This is a genomic window from Kribbella sp. NPDC051587 (assembly GCF_044453945.1).
Lineage (GTDB): Bacteria > Actinomycetota > Actinomycetes > Propionibacteriales > Kribbellaceae > Kribbella.
This window is the reverse complement of sequence record NZ_JBITDE010000010.1, coordinates 177,214-198,329: the sequence shown is the minus strand read 5'-3', so window position 1 is coordinate 198,329 and position 21,116 is coordinate 177,214. Positions and strand designations below refer to the sequence as shown.

Sequence of the window (21,116 nt, the reverse complement as noted above, 5' to 3'; positions counted from 1 at the left end):
CTCGACATTCCCGTGCTAATGTTCCTTCTCGTTGCAAGGACAGGTCACAGACATGATCCAAGCAGCAGCGCGCGGGTGGCGGAATAGGCAGACGCGCACGGTTCAGGTCCGTGTGCCCGAAAGGGCGTGGGGGTTCAACTCCCCCCTCGCGCACAGCGAATGCCAAGCAGGAATCCCGGTCGAGAGACCGGGATTTTTTGTTGCCCCGGGGGTGTCGTCGCTCACAGGGCCGTCCGGTTGGCCGAGCGGGGGTCGGTGACGGCGCGGGCGCGGTAGATGTCGCCCTTGGTCGCGGCGGCGCGCCAGGGGCGGGCGCCCTTGAGTGGGCCGGCGACGGTCTGGTCGTCGCGGTCGATGGTGGCGAAGGCGAGCTCGGAGGTGCCGAGCACCTGGGTCGTGTAGATGCCGGCCGGGTTGATCAGGCCGGCCGGCATCAGGTCGATGGTCTGGCCCGGCAGCGACATGGCGATCCAGTAGCAGTTGATCGCGGCGTGCGCCCGGGCCTTCAGCTCGAAGCCGACATCGACCGGGTACGCCGAGAGCAGCAGGCACTCGACCCCGAGCCGCTCGTACTGACTGAACAGCTGCGGGAAGTTGATCTCGACGCAGATCAGCGCACCGAAGCGGTAGCCGTCGACGTCGAACACGACCGGCTCGAAGCCGGGCGTGTAGAAGTGCGTGAGCTCGGTGTGCGAGCAGAACCGCTTGTCGTAGCGGTCGACCAGCAGCCCGGCGTCGGAGATGACGTACAGGCTGTTGTGCGGGCGGTGCGGCGGCGTCAGCGGATGCGCGGAGCCGAGCACGACCCAGATCTCCAGCTCGGCGGCCAGCGCCATGATCTGCTCGAGCTCTGACCGGACGCTGTCCCAGTCGACCTGCGACCAGTCGCCGATCTGCTCCTTGGCGTAACCGCTCAGCATGCCTTCGGGGAACTGCACCAGCCGCGCCCGCCCGGCCGCCGCCTTCCGCATCAGCGAACGGACCTTCTTCCCGTTCGCGGCCGCGTCCGCGGTGATGGTCGGCTGAGCGATGGCCATGCGAATCCCCGTCATCGCCCTACCGTCTCAGCCCGCGCCGACAGAACCGCGGACCGGCGCGGGAATGTTGGCCTCGGCAACTAAGCCCGCGGGCGCCGGTGCCGTCCGGTCTGTGCGGTGGGGCGGAGGTTCGGGGCGCCGAGGAGCATCCACAGGGCCAGCAGGGCCGCGCTGATGAGACCGGCGATGCCGGCCAGGTCGGTCAGGCTCATGAGTTTCTCGATTCGAACGGCGGGACGACTCGGCGGCGGCGAGGTCCGCTGACAACTGACTGGCCAGATCGGGGTGGTGGGGTGGGGAACGTATCTGTGCAGTGACGGTCGCTCACCTTGCTCGTGATGGCGCAGAAGTGTCATGTCTGATCAGTGCCAGTAAGAGTTTGATCAAAGCCGCACGGAAAACGGTCGCCGTGGGCGCAGCCGGACTGGTTAGCTGGTGGTCGGGAGGTGAATCGATGCAGGACGGCTTGTTGCTCGACGCCCGGGAAGAACGGGCCTACCGGCTGCTGGTCGGCTTGTCGGCCGCGCGCTCCGCGGAGCTGGCGGAGGTGGCCGAGCTGCCGCCGCACGAGGCGGACGAGCTGCTGCAGCGGTTGCAGGCGAAGGGGCTGGTCGCGGTCAGCCAGTCCGCCGACGAGCCGGTGTTCCGCGCGCTGCCTCCGGACGTCGCACTCGGTACGACGCTCCTGCGCCGTCAGGAGTCCCTCGAAGCAGCCCGCAAGACGGTGGCGTTGCTGAGCGAGGAGTTCCGGGCCAGTGCGAGCCGTCGCGACGCCCACCACCTGGTCGAGGTCGTCGTCGGCGCGACGGCACTGCGCGAGCGGCTCCGCGACCTGCAGGAGTCTGCCCGCGAGGAGATCCTCTGGTTCTGCCGTGCGAACCCGCTGGCGATGCAAGGCGCCGAGAACACCGAGGAGTACGGCGCTCTGTCCCGTGGCGTGCGCTATCGCGCCATCTACGAGCGAGCGCTGCTCGAAACCCCCGGTGAGCTCGACACCATCGCGGAAGGCATCAGCTGGGGTGAGGAGGCCAGGACACTCCCCTCCCTGCCGGTCCGGCTCGCGATCGTGGACCGGGCGACCGCAGTCTGCCCACTGGTCCGCGACGACGAGCTAGGCATCGGTGAGCCGACCGCAGCTGTGATCAACCGCGGTCAGCTCCTCGACGCCGTACTGGCGCTGTTCGAGAGCCACTGGGAGATGGCCACTCCGGTGACGCTGCACTCCGCACAGTCGCCGACGACCGAGATCCTCGACGACAACGAACGCTTCCTGCTCTCACTCCTGGTCGCCGGAGTCCCCGACAAGTCGATCGCCTCCCAGCTCGGCATCAGCCGCCGTACCGTCCAGCGCCGCCTCGACCGCCTGATGAGCCTCGCCGGCGTGGACACCCGCACCGGCCTGGCCTACCAAGCCGCCCGCCGTCACTGGATCTAGACGGGCGACTGGATCTGACCAGGCCGGTGGCCGGGACTACTTGATGCCGTAGGCCCTGATCACGGTCTGAGTGACCTTGGTGCCGCCTGTGCCGGTCGCCTGGACCTTGAGGGAGACGGTGTTGCGGGCGTTGGTGACGATGGCGAGGTAGTGGCCGAGTGCACCCACCACGGGGAGTCGCTGCCAGGACTTGCCTTCGTCGTACGACGCCCACGCCTGCAGGCCGGTGGCCTTCGGCGCTTCGAAGCCCAGGAGGTGCGTGCGTGACGCACGGCCGGTCAGGTCGGTCGGTGCCTTGTAGCCGACCTGCAGCAGGGACAGCGGCGTCGCCTTGTCCTCTGCGGTCTTGGCTGAGCGGAAGTCCCAGCTGGTCTGAGTCTTGGTGCCCCAGAGCCACTCACCGTCCGGATCGTCCCGTTCGGTGCTGAGGTCCAGCCGGTACGACGCGTCGCCGCTGCTGGTGATGACGTCCTGCCACGCGTCGGGGAGCTGGGCGACCACAGTGCCGTTGCGTGAGAGCGTCGCGGACGCTGCCGTGGTCTCACCGATCGTGTAGTGCCCGTCTGCGTCGACGAACGTCGGGATGCGCAGTGAGAGCCGGTCACCGGTGCGGGTGGAGACCACACCGGTCGCTGCGGCTGGCCGGACGACCGGACCGAACCACGTCTCGTTCGACGTACCGGCGCGGTAGCTCTTCGGCCGCTCGGTCATGCCGCCCTGGAGTGGGTTCATGGTGTCCCAGCCGTAGCCGTGGCTCACCCGGTGCTGCCAGAGCGAGTCACCGGACGTCACCCACTCCTCGCGGACCTTGGGCGTCTGGACGAACCGCTGCGAGTCGTTCCAGGAGTAGTCCTGCCACGGACGCCAGCCGAACCGCTGCTCCTTCTCCCAGCCGAATCCACCGTTGTCGTTGTAGCGCGTGGTCACGTGAGCGGAGTTCTGCGCAGTCACCCGGTAGTCGATCTTGCTGGGGATCGATCCGGTCGAGACCTGCTGTACGTCGTACAGGTAGGGGCTCGACGTGGTCAGCGTGACGTCGATGGTGGCGTGGCTGCGCTTGGCCCGCTCGATCAGCTTCTGACCGTTCCCATTGGTGGTCACCATCGCGGGGATGGGTTCACGATCGCCCGTCGGCCGCCATACCGTCCAAGCGCCTTGATCAGCAGGACGGACCAGGATGATCGCAGCGGCTCCAGCAGCGGCCGCTGCCGCGATCTGCTCGCTCTCGCTCACGTCGTCCCGGGTGCGCTCGACCAGCAGTGCGCCCTTGGTGGGCTTGAGGGTGAGCGGGAAGCGCCGCTTGCCCTCGTACGACGGCGACTGGTGCAGCAGGTTGATGTCGAGGTCAGGCATCGAGGTCTGGACCATCGGTGCGACCAGTTGCCAGCGGGACGAGAACTCGAACTTGCCGTCCTTGACCGGCTTGGTCGGCGTCACGTTCACCTGTTGCACGGTGCTGAAGTGCATCACCCCGTGGCTGATCGAGCGGCCGTTCGGGTACTCGCGATGCACGTAGTAGCTCAGGATCGACTGCTGCTCGGACGGCTTCGGGGTCTCGATGGAGATCGGTACCGCCTTGCGCGCGTCGATGACGATCTCCCGGTCCTTGTCGACCAGGACGTTCGGATCGGTGAACAGGCTGACCTGCTCGTGCTCCGGGTCGTAGTCCTCGACCAGCGAGTGCAGCAGGTACGTGCCCTCCTCGACCTCGGCCTGGTAGGTCTGACCGTCACCGATCCAAGCCAGTACGTCGGACCGCGCGTTGCTGCCGTAGAGCGAGATGACCGGGACACCGGTCGGCTTGCCGTCCAGTCCGACCGCCCGCAACGTCACTGTGTGCTTGGGGCCCTGCTTGAAGGCGCCAACCGCAGTGTGGGTGAGCACTCCGTTCGGTCCGGTCGCTGTGACCCAGCCACTGTGCAGACCGCGCTCGAGCTTGGCGCCGTCCAGGTTGAGTGAGACGTCGGTGCTTCCGTGCGCCGGGACAGTGACGGTGGCTGGCAGACCGAACGCGTCGGACTCTGCCTTACCGCTGTCGAGGTTGGTGACTGCCGTTGACAGTGCCAGCGTGATCGGGGTGGCGCCGTCGTTTCGGAAGGTGATCTGACGGCTGCCTGCGGTCAGGCCGAAGTCGGCCACACCGCTGGCGAACACCTGCTGAGCGACTGCACGTGTGAGGTCCACGCGGCCGGCGCCCTGCTGGTAGACGGTCTGGTTCGCCTGCGTCTTCGCCGTGCTGACCAGTGCGTTCTTGAGCTGGTCGGCCTTCCAGTCCGGGTGCTGTTGCGCGAGGAGCGCCGCAGCGCCGGCCACGTGCGGCGTGGCCATCGACGTACCGGAGGCTGCGGTGTAGAGGTTGTCCACCGGGTTGCCCATGGCGGTGCCGGCTGCGCGGGCCGCGACGATCTCCACACCCGGTGCAGTGATCTCCGGCTTCAGTCCGCCGTCGCCCAGCCGCGGTCCGCGGCTGGAGAAGTCGGCGAGCTTGTCAGCGCGGTCCACGGCTCCGACGGTGAGTGCGGCGGCTGCTGAGCCCGGCGTACCGACTGTCTCGTCACTCGGGCCGTCGTTGCCGGCTGCAACGACGAACAGCGTGCCGGTCCGGGCGGTGATGTCGTTGACGGCCTGGCTCAGCGGATCAGTACCGTCGGTCGCCTCTCCGCCGAGGCTCATGTTGACGACCTTGGCGCCCTTCGCGGCCGCCCACTCCATCCCGGCGATGATCCACGAGTCGTAGCCGATGCCGTCGTCGTTGAGCACCTTGCCGATCAGCAGGTCCGCCTGCGGCGCCACCCCCTTGCGGGTGCCACCGGCGCCCGCACCGGTGCCGGCGATCGTCGCTGCGACGTGCGTGCCGTGGCCGAAGTGATCAACCGGTCCGGTCTCGCTGCCGGAGAAGTCCTGAGCTTCCTTGACCTTGCCGGCCAGGTCCGGATGCTGCGCATCCACACCGGTGTCCAGTACGGCGACCTGTACGCCGGAGCCTTGGTAGCCGGCCTTCCACGCGTCCGGCGCACCGATCTGCGGCACGCTCTTGTCCAGCACCGGACGCACCTTGCCGTCCAGCCAGACCTTGCTGACGCCACCGCTCAGCGCATGCGCGCCCGAGAGCGACTTCCACAGCGTGGGCAGTTGGTCCTTGGCCGCGGACACCGCGGAGGCGCCGATCGACTCCAGTGGCCGGGTGGTCGTCGTACCGGCGAGTGTGGAGGCGCTGCGGAGGCCACCGGCGTACTTGACGATCAACGGGAGTTGCTGGGCGGCAGCGTCGCCGTACCCGTCCCGGATGAGCTCGTCGACGTCGAACAGGTCGACGTCGAGGACTCCGGTGGAGATGTACGGGACGGCGTCACTCGGCAGGACGCGGAGGCCGCCGTCGGCCTCGACGGTGTGGAACGCGATGCGTTCGCGGCCCGGTGCCGGCTGGACACTGGCCGCCTTCTTGCCGTTACCCGCGTCGGTGACCGACACGACGTCACCGGTGATCAGGGTGACCGAGGCGGTGGTCGGATGCGCGCTGTTGGCGCGCGGGGGCGGTGCCGCGGCGACGGCCGGGGTCACCGGTACGACGCCGAGGGTCAGAACCGCGGCGACTGCGACCGCGGTGATCCGTGGGGAGCGCATGGGCAGGTCTCCTCGTTCGGAGGGTGAAGTTCAAGGATTGGGGGCAACCCCTTCGGGTTGAGTTTGCAATCTCGTCACGGTGATCCGCCCTGTCCATCACTGCCGTCCCTGCGACATGGCGCAACCACGCCAGCACCGGCACCATCAGCACATGACTGTGTCTGCGGTGCGGAAGTGGGCGTGGCTCGGCACGCTGCTGGTCGGTGCGGCCCTGTACTTCGCGGTCCTCGCAGTACTTGCCGACACCAACAACCCGAACCTCTTCCCGACGATGATCCTGCTCGGGGCCCTCGTCGTCCCGCTGACCTTCGTCACCTTCGCGGCCGGCCGCTCCGGCCGCTGGCTGATCGACGGCCCCACCCTGGGCGGCTGCCTGCTATTCGGCGGCGTGGTGGGCGTAGTGGTCGCCGGACTACTCGAGTACGACGCCATGCGCCGACTGGGCACACTCCCGATGCTCGGAGTCGGCCTGATCGAGGAGGCGGCCAAACTGGTCGTCCCCGCAATCCTGGTGGTCTTCTTCGGGCACCGCTACCGCAGCTCGATCGGACGCGGGATCGTCATCGGCGTAGCGGTCGGCACCGGCTTCGCCGTACTGGAAACGATGGGCTACGCCTTCGTCGCCCTGCTCCAGTCGGGCGGAAACGTCGGCGCCGCCGAGCAGACCCTCTTCGTCCGCGGCCTCCTGTCCCCCGCCGGCCACGCCGCCTGGACCGGCCTGAGCTGCTGGGGCCTCTGGCGGTTCGTCAGCGCCCCCACCAGCAGACACCTGGCGGGCTTCGCCGGCATGTACGCCCTAGCCGTCGCCCTCCACACCGCCTGGGACGGAATCGGCGGCGTAGTCACCTACGCCGTAGTAGGCGCCATCTCCATCGGCCTCCTCCTCTACGGCCTCCGCCGAGCCCAACGCTGGGACGCCGCCCACTAGCCGCACCACCCACCCGCGCTCGCCGGGGCTCGCACTCCCTGTCGTGCCCTTGAACAAGCTATGACCTGTCCCCGCCCACCACTTCCTGTTCACGCCCCCGACTGGTGGCCCGTACGCCTCGGCCAGTACGGCGCGGCCGTCGTTCCCGCCGCTCCACCTCCGGCAATTTGAACGGATAACCCCGCAAGTGGTCCCTTCTCCCCTGGAAATTCGAGGTGAGAAGGGACCATTTCAGGGGATATCCGTTCAAATGCATCAGGGGGATGTTGGGGGGGCGGGGTGCTGTTCGGTACGGCGTGTGTGGTTGCTCGCCATTCCGTCTGCGGCCGGGGGCGTGGGTTTGTGGTTGCTCGCCGCTGCGGCCGATTTACAGTGGCGGGTGGTTGGCGTGGGCGCGGGGCTGAGGGGGATGGTGCGGTCGGCGACCGCGATTCCCGTTGCTTGAGCTTCCGGGCTGTGGCTGAGGTTCGAGATCGGCGCCGAGGAGACGGTCAGGTCGCTATGTGGACAAAACGTTCCAGCCTGCGAACGGGGGCGGTCGGCAGGGGGCGTGTTTCGCGTTATGGGTGAACTTTTCGGGTCTAGGCGCCGAAAAAGTCACCGATAACGAGCAGGCGGACCCCAGTGCGGGCGTTGGTCGCGTTAATTGGGGAGTTGTGGGGACTCGGTGACGAAAATCCACCACTGAGCGAGGGTCGCCGGGCGCGGCACTACCCCAGGAATGTCGGTCACCGCCATCTGGTGGGTTAGCCCATGGGGTGGTGGGTTCTGTACTCGTATGTGGGTGCAGAACCCACAAGTTGATGGGTGGACCCATCAAATGGGGATGGCTGGTGAGGGTCGCCGGGTGCGGGGGTACTCCCGGCGGCCCCTGCGGTCGCCATTTGGTGGGTTAGCCCGTGAGGTGGTGGGTTCTGTACTCGTATGTGGGTGCAGAACCCACAAGCTGATGGGTGGACCCATCAAATGGGGATGGCTGGTGAGGATCGCCGGGTGCGGGGGTACTCCCGGCGGCCCCTGCGGTCGCCATTTGGTGGGTTAGCCCGTGAGGTGGTGGGTTCTGGACTCGCATGCGGGTGCAGAACCCAGAAGCTGATGGGTGAACCCATCAAATGGGGATCAGGGGTGAGGGCCGGTGAGGGCTTGTGGGGGTGTTCGGCGCGGTGGGTCACTTTGCAGGCATGCTCGCTACCGGCGGCAACCGAAGCCCGGAAGCTCAAGCGACGTGGACGCGGTCGCGACGGATCCATCTCCCTCAGCCCCGCGCCGGACGCCAGCCACCCGTCACTGTAAGCCGGCCGCAGCGGCGAGGAACCACAGGCGGCGTGCCCGGCCGCAGTTGGAGCGGCGGGCAACCATGCTCGCCGTACCGGCTGGCCCGGGGTTGGAGTGGCGGGCGACCGTCGCCGCCGTACCGGCCGGCCTGGGGTTGGAGCGGCGGGCAACTGTCCGGCCGTACTGGCCGGCCCGGGGTTGGAGCGGCGGGCGAGGGCCCCCGCCGTACTGGCGCGGCTGTGGGTGACCGGGATGGCGGAGAGTAGCCCGATGTTTGGATAATTTGTCCAAAGTGGACGTATTGTCTGGAGACATGACTCCTGAGCAGGTTGCGCCGGTGGGTGAGGTGTTGGCGCGGTTGTTGTCGCCTCATGCGGAGGTGGTGCTGCATGACTCGGCGACGGATCGGATCGTGGCGATCTGGAATCCGTTGTCGGGGCGCGTTCCCGGGGATGCGTCGCTGCTTGGGGAGCTTGACGAGCTGAGTGAGACGGCGCGCGATGCGTATGGGCCGTATCCGAAGGTGTTGCCGGATGGGCGCCGGCTGTCGAGTGTGAGCGCCGTACTGCGGGATGAGGACGGTACGGCGGCTTACGTGCTGTGCGTCAATGTCGACCGGACTGCGTTCGAGAGTGCGAGTCGGTTGCTGGCGGCCTTCGCGGCGCCGGTGTCTGGGCAGCCGCGGGTGTTCTTTGAGCACGACTGGACCGAGACGCTCAATGAGCTGGTCGCGACCTACGTGCAGGAGCGCGGCGTACCGGTTGAGCGGCTGGGGCGGGCTGACCGCGTGGAGCTGCTGAGGCGGCTCGAGAAGGCCGGGGTGCTCAGCCAGCGGCGGTCGGTGCCTGCGGTGGCTCGGGCGTTGCAGGTGTCCCGGTCTGCGCTCTATCAACTGCTTGCCGAGGCTCGGAAGGAGCCGCATGCCGACCCTGCCTGATTTCCGGTTGGAGACCCATTTCGCGCGCTGGGAGTTCACCGCGCGGTACCACCTGACCGCATCCGACGCGCAGACGCTCACGATGTCTGAGCTGCTCGCGCTGGCCGACGACGATGGACGGGAGCGCTGGGAGTCGCTGGCACTCGGCTACACGGAGACGCGTGGACTGCCGACGCTGCGGGAGGCGATCGCGGCGACGTACGACGAGTTGGAGGCGGACGACATCCTCTGCTTCGCAGGTGCGGAGGAGGGGATCTACCTTGCGATGCGCACCTTGCTGGAGCCGAGTGATCACCTTGTCGTCCTCACCCCGAACTACCAAGCCGCCGAGACCGTGCCGCTGTCCGTCGCGGCGGTCACCGGGGTCGCGCTGCGGCCCGAGGACGGCTGGGCGCTCGACGTCGATGCGGTCGAAGCTGCGCTGAAGCCCAACACACGGATGGTCTCGGTCAACTTCCCGAACAACCCGACCGGTGCGGTCCCGACGCCCGAGGCGTGGCAACGGCTGGTTGAGCTGTGCGCGGAACGCGGCATCCTGCTGTTCTCCGACGAGGTCTATCGCGGGCTTGAGCTCACCCGCGAGTCGTTGCCGCAAGCAACAGATGTCGCCGGTACGGCGCTCTCCCTGAACGTGATGTCCAAGGCCTACGGCCTGCCCGGGCTACGGATCGGGTGGATCGCCTGCCGTGATCGCGCCGTACTGGATCGACTCGAACGTGCCAAGCACTACACGACGATCTGCAACTCGGCGCCGAGTGAGGTGCTCGCGCTGATCGCACTCCGGGCCCGCGACCAGATCCTCGAGCGCAACCGTGGGATCGTCGCGACGAACCTCCCGCTCTTCACCGAGTTCTTCGACCGCTACCCGGATCTGTTCGAGTTCACGGCCCCCGATGGTGGGTGCGTGACCTATCCGCGCTACCTGGGTACGGACGGCGTGGAAACGATGTGCACCGAGCTGGTCGAGCAGACCGGCGTACTGCTGTTGCCCGCGAGCATCTACCGTTCCGACCTGACTGCAACCCCGACCGATCGCTTCCGTGTCGGCCTGGGACGGCACAACCCCGCTCCGGCGCTCGCCGCGTGGTCCGCGTGGCTGGACGCCAGGTGAGGGTCTTCGGACTTGACGAGATCAGCCAGGTAGCGACGCCGGCGGTCGTGTTCGACGCGGTGCGGTCCGCGCTCATCGCGCATGCCGAGGGCCGTACGTCGGTGCCGGCGCCGATGGTGCTCGAGTTCCCCGAGTACGCCGGTGACACCCATGTGAAAGCCGGTCACGTGGGCGGAACGCCGTACTTCGTGGTGAAAGTGGCGAGCACCTTCGGATCAGTGAACAACGGGCTGATGCTTGCCGTGGATGCGACCAACGGCCAGCCGGCTGCAGTCCTTGCAGATGAGGGAAAGCTGACAGCATGGCGTACGGCGGCCGCCGGGGCGCTCATCACCGACGCGATGACCCCATCCGGCGTCGACGAGGTCGCCGTACTGGGGACTGGTGAGCAGGCGCTTCTGCAGGTGTTGTGGTTGCGCGAACTGCGACCACTGACTCGGGTGAAGGTCTGGGGACGTCGACCGGAAGCCGTTGAGCGTCTGTGCGCAGCTCTCACCGCGGAAGGTGTCAACGCGACGCCGGACGGATTGACCGGCGCTCCCTGCGTGATCACGACGACTGCTGCTCGTGAGCCGTTGCCGCTGGAGGCGTTCCGGGGTGCCGTGCACATCACGGGCATCGGGACCGATATGCCGGGCAAGGGCGAGTTGCCTCCGAAGGTCTTCGCCGATGCGTTCATCGCCACCGACGACCACACCCAGTGCCTCCATCACGGTGACTTCGGCAACGCCGTCCGGGCTGGCGTCGTGGAGGCGACGGCGGACGTCGCAGTAGGTGAGGTGCTTCGCGACGGAAGGCCGGATGTACGTCGTTCGGTCGCCGACCTGACCGGCGTCGGGGCCACTGACGCGGGCGTTGCGGGCGCTGTTCTCGGCCAACTGGTTCGTTAATTGGCATCACGAGGTGCGGAAGTGGTGTGGTTGCGCCATCTGCAACCTGCGCTGCACAGCTTGACCGGTTTAGCCGCTCCAGCATGCGTGAACCAGCGCGATCGCGCTCTCACAGAATAGTAACGGACACTTCTGAACTATTGACCCGTCAGTCACGGCTGGGCAATTCTCGAGGCCTCTGCAGGAACAGGTTCATACCAGGGGTGATCCATGAAGTTCCGTTCGCTTGCCGTGGCTGCTGTCGCGGCCCTGTCCCTCACCGCCCTCGCGGCGTGTGGGTCGTCCGGCGACAAGAACGACGCAAGTTCCGGTCCGAAGACCATCGACGTGTGGCTGATGAAGGGGAGCGTCTCGGACGACTTCCTGAAGCGGTTCACCGATGACTTCGCCGCGAAGCACACCGACGTGAAGCTGAACGTCCAGATCCAGGAGTGGAACGGGATCGGCCCGAAGATCATCGGTGCGCTGGCCAGCAAGGACGCGCCGGACGTGATCGAGGTCGGCAACACCCAGGTCGCGCAGTACTCCGCGTCCGGCGGTGTCCGGGACCTGTCCGACAAGAAGAGCGACCTGCAGGGCGACGACTGGATCGAAGGTCTGGCCGGCCCCGGCAACTACGAGGGCAAGCAGTACGGCGTTCCGTACTACGCGGCCAACCGCGTGGTCGTCTACCGCAAGGACCTGTTCGCGGCGGCCGGGATCAAGACCCCGCCGAAGACCCGCGAGGAGTGGCTGGCCGCCACCGCCAAGCTGAACACCGGCGGCAACCAGGGCATCTACCTACCCGGCCAGAACTTCTACGTGCTGTCCGGCTTCATCTGGGACGAGGGCGGCGACCTCGCGGTCAAGGACGGCGACAACTGGAAGGGCGCCCTCGAGACGCCCGAGGCACTCAAGGGCATGGAGTTCTACAAGCAGATCCAGGCGCTCGGCAAGGGTCCGAAGGACTCCGACGAGGCCAAGCCGACCCAGACCGACGTGTTCGCGCAGGGCAAGGTCGCGCAGATGATCGCCGTACCGGGTGCTGCCGAGCTGATCGCCCAGGCGAACCCGGCGCTCAAGGACAAGCTGGGCTTCTTCCCGATCCCGGGCAAGACCGCCGACAAGCCGGGTGCGGTCTTCACCGGCGGCTCGGACCTGATCGTGCCGGAGGCGTCGGACGCTCCGGACGCGGCCTACACCTTCATCAAGGAGCTGGCCGGCGAGAAGTGGCAGGTCGACCTGGCCAAGTCGATGAAGTACGTGCCGAACCGCAAGGCGCTCGCGTCCCAGGTCACCGGCGACGAGGGCACCAGCGCGATGGCGGCCGGTGCGGCCAACGGCAAGGCGACCCCGAACTCGCCGAACTGGGCAGCGGTCGAGGCGAAGAACCCGATCAAGGAGTACCAGACCAAGGTGCTCACCGGCGGTGACCCGGCCGCGGCGGCCCAGGCGGCCGACGCGATCATCACCGAGGCCCTGAACAGCGGAAAGTAACCGTGGCTCTCGCTCAAGCCGAGCGGACCGCCCCCGCCACCCCGCCCGAGAAACCTTCGGCCGGGGCCCGGCGGGGGCGCCCCCGGGTTCTCCCCTATCTGCTCATCGCGCCGACCGTCCTGGGGATGGCGTACCTACTGATCTACCCGCTGATCCGGAACCTGGTCATCTCGTTCCAGAAGTTCGGCATCGCCCAGCTGATCCGCGGCGGCGCCGAGTTCGTCGGGATCGACAACTACCGGGCGATCTTCACCGACGACAAGTTCTGGTCGGTGGTCGGCCGGACCTTCGCGTTCACCGCGATCAACGTCGTACTGATCATGGTGCTGGCCACCCTGGTCGCGCTGCTGATCGATGCCCTGGGCAAGTGGATGCGCTTCCTCGTGATGGGCGGCCTGGTGCTGGCCTGGGCGATTCCGGTGCTGGCGGCAACGACCGTGTTCCAGTGGTTGTTCCAGTCCCAGCTCGGGGTCGTCAACTGGGTACTCGTCCAGCTCGGCTTCACCCAGTACGACGGTTACGCGTGGTTCGCGGACGGTACGTCGACGTTCGCGATCATCGTGATCATGATCGTCTGGCAGTCGGTGCCGTTCGCGGCGCTCACCCTGTACGCCGCGATCACCACGGTGCCGAAGGAGATCTACGAGTCGGCGTCGATGGACGGGGCCGGGCCGATCCGGATGTTCGGGCTGATCACGTTCCCGATCCTGCGGCCGATGTTCGGGCTGATCCTGTGCCTGGAGGTGATCTGGGTCTTCAAGAGCTTCGTGCAGATCTGGGTGATCAGCCAGGGCGGACCGGGTGACGCGACCCTGACGCTGCCGGTCTACGCCTACCAGATCGCCCAGTCGCTGAACCGGTACGACCTCGGTGCGGCGATCTCGATGGTGACGGTGCTGCTGCTGACCGTCGTACTGCTGGCCTACTTCCGCCAGCTGTTCAAGGAAGAAGGTGAACTGTGAAGCCGAAGCGGATAGTCCTCAACGTCATCGCGCTGGGAGTCTTCGCGTTCGCGGTCTTCCCGGTCTATTGGATGATCCTGACGGCCTTCAAGCCGACCAAGGACATCCAGGCCGAGACGCCGTCGTTCTTCCCGACCAACGTCACCTTGAGCCACTTCAGTACGGCGGTGCACGCGGACGGGTTCTGGCTGTTCTGGCGCAACTCGGCGTTCGTCGCGATCAGCGGCGTCCTGCTCGCACTCGTCGTCGCGTGCCTGGCGGCGTACTCGGTCGCGCGGCTGAAGTGGAAGGGCCGGCAGGCGTTCATCGTGATGGTGTTCGTCGCGCAGATGACGCCGTGGGAAGCACTGCTGATCCCGATGTACGTGATCGCGCGCGACACCGACATGCTGGACAAGCTGCCGATGCTCACGCTGATCTATTTCATGATGACGTTGCCGTTCACGATCGTGACGCTGCGCGGATTCCTGAACGCCATTCCGCCGGACCTCGAAGAGGCCGCGCAGGTGGACGGGTGCAACCAGTTCCAGGCGTTCCGGCGGATCGTGTTCCCGCTGCTCGCGCCCGGGCTGCTGTCCACCTCGTTGTTCGGGTTCATCACCGCGTGGAACGAGTTCGCGTTCGCGAACCTGTTGATCATCAAGGAACAGAACCAGCGGACGCTGCCGGTCTGGCTGTCGTCGTTCAGCAACACGTTCGGCACCGACTGGGGCGCGACGATGGCCGCGGCCACGTTGTTCATGCTCCCGGTCCTGCTGATCTTCCTGGTCCTCCAGGGCCGCGTCACCTCGGGTGTCGCCGCCGGCGCCGTGAAGGGCTAGCTCTCAGTCGAAGGTCAGCCGCGTCGTGATCCGGTACCGGTCTCCGCGATAGATGGAGCGCGTGTACTCGATCACGGCGCGGTCCGCGTTGCGCGTCGTACGCTCGAAGAGCAGGGCCGGCGAATGCAGCGGTACGCCGAGAATCTCGGCCTCCTGCCCATCCGTCACCGTCGGTTCAGCAGTCTGTACGGCGTCCTTCGGGGCGACGTTGTAGCGCGAGCGCAGCAGGCCGTAGAACGAGCCGAGCTCGAAGTCGCGGCCGGTGATGCCCGGGACGAACGCGGCCGGGATCCGGATGTGCTCGATGCACATCGGTGCACCGTCGACGATTCGCAGCCGCAGTGCGGTGACCAGGTCGTCGACCGGTGACATCTCCAGCTTGTGGCCGAGCCGGGCACCGGCCGGACCCACCTCGAAGCTGAGTAGGTGGCTCGGCCATGGCGAACCCTCAGCGAGCGGTGCCTGGAAGTCGCCGGTAGCGGTCGGCTCGAGCGCCTGCTGGATCTTGCGGGCGCTGGTGAACGTGCCGCGACCGTGCTCGCGGATGACCAGGCCGTCGCGGGCCAGGTCGTCGAGGGCTGCCCGCAGTGTCGGCCGGGAGACGCCGAGCTCCTCGCTCAGGGACCGCTCCGACGGCAACGGCTCGCCGGGGTTGCGCGCCTCGATCAGCCGCAGCAGCTGGTCCCGCGCTTCGATCCTTCGCATCCGCGAATCTTACCAGTGGTCAACCACTTCCGCGCATTAATGATCCTGCATTACGCATTGACTTTACCAATTGGATAGACCACCCTCGATCGCAGATTGCCCGCCCTGAGACCTGAAGGTGTGTGAACCCGATGACTCGATCGCGCAAGATCCGCTTCACCGCGGCCGCCGTCGTACTGGCTGCCCTCGCCGCCGGGACCGCGACCACCGCCAGCGCCCGCCCCGAAGCCGTCGCCAAGGCGACCGCATGTGGTGCGCTCTTCGACGACTTCAACTACACGTCGCGGACCGACCCGAACTTCACCGGCCACGACTGGAGTGTCCGAACCGGCGCCGGCGGCCCCGGGATCCCGGACACCTGGACCGCGGCCAACGTGTCCTTCCCGACCGTGGACGGCCAGAAGTCGCTGCAGCTCAAGGCTGCGACCAACGGCACCGCCGGCGGTACGACGCAGGCGCAGGTCCAGCAGAACGCCCTGCGGTTCTTCGAGGGCACCTACGCGACCCGGTTCAAGTTCAGCGACACCCCGACCACCGGCAACGACGGTGACCACATCAACCAGACCTTCTACACGATCTCGCCGCTGGACTACGACTGGGAGCCGACGTACTCGGAGCTCGACATCTCTGAGTACCTGCCGAACGGCGGCTGGGGCGAGACCGGCCCGGTCAACTTCATTACCAGCTGGAACACCTACCAGGTGGACCCGTTCGACGGCTGGCGCAAGAGCACCGCTCGCTACTCCAGCCACAACGGCTGGCACACCCTCGTCACGGTCGTCGCCGGCGGGCACGTCAAGTACTACATCGACGGCGCGCTGGCCGCCGACCACACCACCGACGACGCCGGCCACAACGTCTACCCGCGGCGGCCGATGACGCTGAACTACAACCTGTGGTTCATCGACCTCGACGCGCACACCGGCGGCACCAGCAACTACGTCCAGTCGGCCGACTGGGTCTACTACGCGAAGAACGAAACTTTGACACCTGCCCAGATCACCACCCGCGTGAACAACTTCCGCACCGCAGGCACGACCCACCAGGACAACATCTCCTGCTGAGTCAGCAATCGGGTCATGTCGTGAGATGGCTGCTTTGCCCATGGACAACCTGTGCCGGACTGAGTACGGTCCGTAAACGGCGTCCGCACCACGCCACGAAGGAGGACGCTTCCGCACTTCGACGGTGAGGTACCGCCCGCCAGTGGCACCTCACTGGTGGATGGGCAAGCAGCCCGCGGTGAGAGCCGCGGCCTGATGGGGGCCCAGCCACCTAGGTGGGGCGGCGAACGACACTCACTCGTTCACCGCCCCACCGACTCAATTCTGGCTGCCCCCAACGGTCCGGCATCCTGGTTCGTCTTCATCCTCGAAAGGGGTGCAGATGGCTGACTGGGAACAATCCTTCGAAGAACTGCTGGCCGGTCGAGGCGGTGCTCTACGTGCCTACGCCTACCTGCTGACCGGCGACTCCGCGGCTGCGGCGGATCTGGTCCAGGACGGTCTGTTGAAGGTCTTCAGCCGAATGCGCGTCGGCAACGATGTCGCCCAGCTCGAGGGCTACGTCCGGCGCGCGATGCTCAACCAGTTCGTCGACGGCCACCGCCGCGCCGGCCTCTGGCGAGCCAAACGGCACCTCCTCATCCACCCCGCCGAACACCACGACGAGGACCGGCTCCTCACGGACGTCGTTCGGCAGGCGCTGGCAACGCTGTCGCCGAAACAGCGGGCGTGCGTGGTGCTCCGGTACTACGAGGACCTGACCGTCCCCGACATCGCGGATCAGCTCGGCTGCGCGCAAGGCACGGTCAAACGCCACCTGTCCGATGCCCACGCCAAGCTCGCCACCCAGCTCGCCGTACCCGAGGAGACGATGAAATGACCGACCTACGAGACCTGCTCCGCAATGCCGCCGCAGAGGCCGAGAACGTGAGCGTCGACGGCAGTGCGCTGCTCCCCACCATCCGCCGCCGTCGCCGCGTCCGCTCGGCCGCCATAGGCGCCGGCAGCGTCACCGCGGTCACCACGCTCGCAGTCGGCGCGTACGCCGTACTGCCGGGTGCCCCGGACGCTCCGGTCGCCGGTGGCTTCACCGCCCCGACGCACCAACCGGCGCAATGCAATCCGCACCTGGATGTTCAGCTGACCGCAGGGTTGAGAATGGAACTGACCCAGCGGGCCATGAAGCAGACCGGCGAGAACACGTGGACCGGGACCGTCAAGATCAAGATCACCAACAGGACCAAGTTCACCCTGTACACCATGAACGCGCCGACGGAATACCTCGTCGTGCCGGCGCGGGGTGATCAGAAGCTGGTCGGTCAGGCAGTGGCCAAACCTGTCCAGTTGGACGTCGTGCTGAAGCCGGGTGCCTCGCACGTGTCTGATGTGAAGCTCACCGTGCGTGGGTGCGGCCAGTGGAACAAGCAGCCTGGTTCGTACCTGGTCTACGCGTCGAAGGGCGGGGAGCCACTCGGGTCGGTGCAGCTGCCCTGACCCCGGTGGTTTGCCGGATCGTCCGGCAATCTTCAGGTGCTGGGACGTTTCGCAATACCGGGCGGAAGGGCAAGCTGACCTGCGACCCACCCAACCGCCCTGGGAGTCGCTGTGGCCCGCTCGCTCCGCCCGGTCCTGATCATCACCGCCGTCCTCGCGTTGTTCGGCTTCGGCATCACGCCGTCGACCGCCGCGACCCCGATCACCGTTGCGACGGCGATCGGCCGGCAGGACGGCTCTACCGCTTCCGTCACCGGGTATGTGGTCGGCCAGCCGACCGCCACCAGCACGGTGGTCCGCAGCAACTTCCCGAACGACTACGCCCTCGCTCTCGCGGACTCCGCGAGTCAGACGAGCACGGGGTCGATGCTGTACGTACAGATCCCGGCCGCGTTCCGGGCGTCGTACGGGCTGCAGAGCAACCCGACTCTGCTGGGCAAGCAGATCACCGTCACCGGCACGCTGGCGGCGTACTTCTCGCACCCGGGTCTCAAGGACGCGACCGCGTTCACCGGTGGTGGCCGGTCGGATCCGGGTGATCCGCCGGACCCGGGCGACTACTACGCAGCCGCCGCGGGCAAGAGCGGCACGGCGCTGAAGTCCGCGCTGCACACGATCATCTCCAGCCAGACCAAGCTCACCTACGACCAGGCCTGGAACGCCCTGAAGGACACCGACCAGGACCCGGCGAACACCAACAACGTCATCCTGATCTACTCCGGCCGCTCCCAGAGCAAGAGCACCAACGGCGGCGGCGTCAACGACTGGAACCGTGAACACGTCTGGGCCAAGTCCCACGGCGACTTCGGTACGGCGACCGGCCCGGGTACCGACATCCACCACCTGCGCCCCGAGGACGTCTCGGTCAACTCGTCCCGCGGCAACCTCGACTTCGACAACGGCGGCACCGCCGTCACCGAATGCCCCGGCTGTACCGCCGACGCCGACTCCTTCGCCCCCCGCGCGGCCGTCCGTGGCGACGTCGCCCGGATGATCTTCTACATGGCGGTCCGCTACGAAGGCGACGACGGCTTCGCCAACCTCGAGCCCAACAACTCGGTCAACAACGGCACCGCGCCCTACATCGGCAAGCTCTCCGTCCTGAAGGCCTGGGCCGCCGCCGACCCGCCGGACGCCTTCGAGAAGCGCCGCAACGAGGTCATCTACACCACCTACCAACACAACCGGAACCCCTTCATCGACCACCCCGAATGGGTCACCTCCATCTGGCCCTGACCCCGCACTCCCAAGCCGGTACGTCGGGGCGGGTCCGGACACGTAGCAGTGCCCGGCGATCCACAAGATATGGAGCCGGGCGCTCGCCCGCGCGGGCCCGAGGATGTCTGGGGAGGCCTGGGCCGACCTCGACGACCTGCCCATCCAGGACGGAAGTAGGTGAGGCTTACGGCCCGGCTGCTGGTGTGGGGTCGGTCCCCCAGGGATCGGTGAAGTCGGGCACCATCGCCCTCAACCGGGTCCGGAAGGCCTCGCGAGCGGCTGCCAGTTCCGGACTGGGCAGTCGACTGCCGGCAGGAAGTCGAGCCGACTGCTCGTACATCGGGTTGGTGCTGGCACCGACAACGCTGCCCTTGCGGTCAGGGCACAGCCCATCACCCCCGCTGCTGTCAGCAGCCGTGCTTGGGTCAGGCGTGACCCATGCGAGTAGGGCGGCAATGGCGGCGGGGTCAGTGTGGGGTGGTGGGTCGGCCCAGTCGGGGCGGGTGACGTGGACTTGTCCGCCGGTGATGGCGACAGCCCATTGGCCCGCGTGCACTGCGCGGTGGTGGGCGGCGCACAGCAAGACGAGGTTCTGAAGGCTGGTGGGGCCGCCGTCGGCCCAGTAGATGATGTGGTGGGCGTGGCACATCCACGGTGGTGCTTTGCAGACCACGCAGCCTTTGTCGCGCTTGTTCAAGGCGCGGCGCAGGTACCGGTTGACGAAGCGCTGCTCGGTACCGACATCGAGCGGTTGTGAGTCACCACCGAGCACGATCGGCAGGATCGTCGCGTCACAGGCGAGCAGCCGCACGGCCGAGGCGGACAGGTTGCCTCCGAGCACCATTTCACCGACCGCACCAGCGCCGGACTCGTTGTCGGCGCCGCGGAAGGCTTCGGGGGTGTTGGCGAGGAGCGCGGCTTTGAGGTCGTTGAAGTCGATGGTGACGGTGATGTGCGGTACGCCCGGATGATCAGGGTTGCCTGCGGCGGCATCCAAGACTCCCTTGAACGAGTCGACCTGACGGACGTCGAGCGGCCGCGGGTCGCGTTCACCATCGACCGTCTTGTGCGGCTTGGCCCCGGTGTGGATCTGGGTCAGCAACAATTCGCCGCTGGCGCCGGCCACGAACCCCGAGAACTTGACCCCGCCGTTGACCTGCCGCAGCCGGAATGTTTCTTTCGCGAGGGCTGCGTCTTCGGCGGGTTCAGCACCGTCGGTATCGAGGCGGGCCAGGACCTCTTGGCCGAACTTGGTCAGTTCGCGGGGGTTGGAGATGCGGGCCATGTCGACCATTTGTTCTTCGGCGACCTCTAGTACGTCGACCGGGACCGAGGCGGGCGCTTTCTCCAGGGTGGTGACGATCACCTTGGCCAGCGCGGGGTCCAGGACCGCGGGGTGTGCTGGGTCGGTGGGGTCGGGCAGCGCGTCGGTCACGGCGGGGTACTTGCCGAGGGCACCGGAAAGCTTCAGGTCTTTGCGGACGGCGGCGGGGTCGAGCCGGTACCGCTGCGCGACGAGTTCGACGGTGTCGCGGGCGCCGAGTTCTTGGGCGGTGCCCATTTCGTCGAGTCGTCCGGTGGTTTGCAGGATGTAGGTCTCGATGAGGGACTTGGCGGCGTACAGGTTGTCGAGAGTGGTCAGCAGTTCGCTGCCACTCTGTGACCACACCGGCGCCATCGCCAAGTTCTCCATACCCAAAAGCATAGCCACGCCTACCGACAGTTTTCGAGCCGAGAACCCCTTATTTACAACGGATGTGTGGGCAATTCGTGTGGGCTGATTGCACACTCAACTTGCCCACACCTCCCGATGACGTTGCTCGGTACTTTTTCGTCACCTGGACCCGAAAAGTTCACCCCTAGCGCAAGACCCCTCGAGCATCCCGTACCTCAGCCACAGCCCGGAAGCTCAGACAACGCCAAGCCTGGGTCGCCGACCGCGCCATCCCCCTTAGCCATCTACCCCGCCGCACCCGAAGGTTTCAGTCGACCGCCGCAGGCGGCCGGAGCGGCGCCAACCACCGGGGGTTTGAACAAGACCTCGGGGACGTGAACAGGTCATAGCTTGTGCACACCCACCGCAGCAGCTGCACACCCCCAAAATGTGGTTGGCGCAGCCAGGTAGGCGACTCGGCCGGGTAGGTCTCGCTGTGGCTGAGCATGTCTGCGGCCGATTAAAGACGGGGTGGCTGAGCGCGG

The 21,116-nt window shown here is 67.0% G+C and carries 17 protein-coding genes and 1 tRNA gene; 13 read left to right on the top strand and 5 right to left on the bottom strand.

Annotated features, from left to right (window positions below):
• The first annotated feature begins 69 nt into the window (after positions 1–69).
• Positions 70–153: transfer RNA gene (locus ACIA49_RS30405), tRNA-Leu, on the top strand.
• 68 nt (positions 154–221) lie between these two features.
• On the opposite strand, the gene ACIA49_RS30400 is transcribed toward ACIA49_RS30405, so the two are convergent.
• Together ACIA49_RS30400 and ACIA49_RS30395 are read right to left on the bottom strand one after the other, a co-directional pair.
• Positions 222–1,052 carry a carbon-nitrogen hydrolase family protein gene (locus ACIA49_RS30400; RefSeq protein ID WP_396381075.1) on the bottom strand — a complete coding sequence of 277 codons (831 nt, stop codon included), beginning with the start codon at positions 1,050–1,052 and terminating at the stop codon, positions 222–224.
• A gap of 65 nt (positions 1,053–1,117) precedes the next feature.
• Positions 1,118–1,249, bottom strand: coding sequence for a hypothetical protein (locus ACIA49_RS30395; protein ID WP_396381074.1), 132 nt, complete (start codon positions 1,247–1,249; stop codon positions 1,118–1,120).
• Positions 1,250–1,491: 242 nt separating this feature from the next.
• On the opposite strand from ACIA49_RS30395, the gene ACIA49_RS30390 reads away from it, so the two are divergent.
• Positions 1,492–2,472, top strand: a complete 981-nt coding sequence (locus tag ACIA49_RS30390) for a helix-turn-helix domain-containing protein (RefSeq protein WP_396381072.1) — start codon at positions 1,492–1,494, stop codon at positions 2,470–2,472.
• A 36-nt stretch (positions 2,473–2,508) separates the two neighbouring features.
• On the opposite strand, the gene ACIA49_RS30385 is transcribed toward ACIA49_RS30390, so the two are convergent.
• Positions 2,509–6,096: a S8 family serine peptidase gene (locus tag ACIA49_RS30385; protein ID WP_396381070.1), complete on the bottom strand. Its 3,588-nt coding sequence runs from the start codon at positions 6,094–6,096 to the stop codon at positions 2,509–2,511.
• Between the two features lie 151 nt (positions 6,097–6,247).
• On the opposite strand from ACIA49_RS30385, the gene ACIA49_RS30380 reads away from it, so the two are divergent.
• From ACIA49_RS30380 to ACIA49_RS30350, 7 genes are all read left to right on the top strand, one after another.
• A complete protein-coding gene (locus ACIA49_RS30380; protein WP_396381068.1) occupies positions 6,248–7,024 on the top strand; it encodes a PrsW family intramembrane metalloprotease in 777 nt (258 codons plus the stop codon).
• A gap of 1,588 nt (positions 7,025–8,612) precedes the next feature.
• A complete protein-coding gene (locus ACIA49_RS30375) occupies positions 8,613–9,236 on the top strand; it encodes a transcriptional regulator (protein ID WP_396381066.1) in 624 nt (207 codons plus the stop codon).
• Positions 9,220–10,347, top strand: coding sequence for an aminotransferase class I/II-fold pyridoxal phosphate-dependent enzyme (locus ACIA49_RS30370; protein ID WP_396381064.1), 1,128 nt, complete (start codon positions 9,220–9,222; stop codon positions 10,345–10,347). The genes ACIA49_RS30375 and ACIA49_RS30370 overlap by 17 nt, the downstream gene beginning before the upstream one ends.
• Positions 10,344–11,237 (top strand): ornithine cyclodeaminase family protein, encoded by an 894-nt coding sequence (locus tag ACIA49_RS30365; protein WP_396381063.1) that lies wholly within the window; start codon positions 10,344–10,346, stop codon positions 11,235–11,237. The genes ACIA49_RS30370 and ACIA49_RS30365 overlap by 4 nt, the downstream gene beginning before the upstream one ends.
• A 210-nt stretch (positions 11,238–11,447) precedes the next feature.
• Entirely contained in the window at positions 11,448–12,713 is a 1,266-nt protein-coding gene (locus ACIA49_RS30360) for an extracellular solute-binding protein (RefSeq protein WP_396381062.1), read from the top strand.
• 125 nt (positions 12,714–12,838) lie between these two features.
• The gene (locus tag ACIA49_RS30355; RefSeq protein WP_396381060.1) at positions 12,839–13,675 is read left to right on the top strand and encodes a carbohydrate ABC transporter permease; all 837 of its coding nucleotides are present in this window, start codon (positions 12,839–12,841) and stop codon (positions 13,673–13,675) included.
• A complete protein-coding gene (locus ACIA49_RS30350) occupies positions 13,672–14,496 on the top strand; it encodes a carbohydrate ABC transporter permease (RefSeq protein ID WP_396381059.1) in 825 nt (274 codons plus the stop codon). Before ACIA49_RS30355 ends, ACIA49_RS30350 begins: the two co-directional genes overlap by 4 nt.
• Before the next feature lie 3 nt (positions 14,497–14,499).
• Here the strand turns inward: ACIA49_RS30350 and ACIA49_RS30345 are convergent, their stop codons facing one another.
• Positions 14,500–15,201, bottom strand: coding sequence for a GntR family transcriptional regulator (locus tag ACIA49_RS30345; RefSeq protein WP_396381058.1), 702 nt, complete (start codon positions 15,199–15,201; stop codon positions 14,500–14,502).
• Between the two features lie 131 nt (positions 15,202–15,332).
• On the opposite strand from ACIA49_RS30345, the gene ACIA49_RS30340 reads away from it, so the two are divergent.
• From ACIA49_RS30340 to ACIA49_RS30325, 4 genes are all read left to right on the top strand, one after another.
• Positions 15,333–16,265: a glycoside hydrolase family 16 protein gene (locus ACIA49_RS30340; protein ID WP_396381057.1), complete on the top strand. Its 933-nt coding sequence runs from the start codon at positions 15,333–15,335 to the stop codon at positions 16,263–16,265.
• A gap of 322 nt (positions 16,266–16,587) precedes the next feature.
• Positions 16,588–17,085, top strand: coding sequence for a SigE family RNA polymerase sigma factor (locus tag ACIA49_RS30335; RefSeq protein ID WP_396381056.1), 498 nt, complete (start codon positions 16,588–16,590; stop codon positions 17,083–17,085).
• Entirely contained in the window at positions 17,082–17,699 is a 618-nt protein-coding gene (locus tag ACIA49_RS30330) for a hypothetical protein (protein WP_396381055.1), read from the top strand. Before ACIA49_RS30335 ends, ACIA49_RS30330 begins: the two co-directional genes overlap by 4 nt.
• Positions 17,700–17,810: 111 nt before the next feature.
• Positions 17,811–18,935 carry an endonuclease gene (locus ACIA49_RS30325; protein WP_396381054.1) on the top strand — a complete coding sequence of 375 codons (1,125 nt, stop codon included), beginning with the start codon at positions 17,811–17,813 and terminating at the stop codon, positions 18,933–18,935.
• A gap of 166 nt (positions 18,936–19,101) precedes the next feature.
• Here ACIA49_RS30325 and ACIA49_RS30320 read toward each other — a convergent pair whose 3' ends face one another.
• Positions 19,102–20,610, bottom strand: coding sequence for a DUF222 domain-containing protein (locus ACIA49_RS30320; RefSeq protein ID WP_396381052.1), 1,509 nt, complete (start codon positions 20,608–20,610; stop codon positions 19,102–19,104).
• Between the last annotated feature and the right edge of the window lie 506 nt (positions 20,611–21,116).